Source organism: Streptomyces sp. NRRL S-37 (assembly GCF_000721605.1).
Taxonomy (GTDB): Bacteria; Actinomycetota; Actinomycetes; order Streptomycetales; family Streptomycetaceae; genus Streptomyces.
The window spans coordinates 1-379 of the sequence record NZ_JOIZ01000117.1 but is presented as its reverse complement, the minus strand read 5'-3'; the positions used below and the strand labels follow the sequence as shown (position 1 = coordinate 379).

Annotated in this window: 1 protein-coding gene; it reads left to right on the top strand. The window is 72.8% G+C overall.

The annotated features are described in order from the left end of the window. The coding region (locus tag IH50_RS38470) for an acyltransferase domain-containing protein (RefSeq protein ID WP_037873711.1) at window positions 1-379 on the top strand (379 nt) is incomplete at both ends.

The window sequence follows — 379 nt, the reverse complement described above, 5'->3', positions numbered from 1 at the left end:
CCGGTGGGAGGGCCGGGTGTCGGTGGCGGCGGTGAACGGGCCGTCGTCGGTGGTGGTCTCCGGTGACGCGGACGCGTTGGACGAGCTGCTGGTGGAGTGTGAGGCGCGGGGGGTGCGGGCGCGCCGGGTGGCGGTGGACTACGCGTCGCACTCGGCTCATGTGGAGCGGATCGAGGCGGAGCTGGCCGAGCTGCTGGCTCCGGTGGCGCCGCGCTCGTGTGAGGTGCCGTTCTACTCGACGGTCTCCGGTGGGGTGATCGACACCGCTTCGCTGGACGCCGGGTACTGGTACCGGAACCTGCGCGGGACGGTGGAGTTCGAGGCGGCGACGCGTGCGCTGCTGGCGGACGGGTTCCGGGTGCTGGTGGAGGTCAGTGCG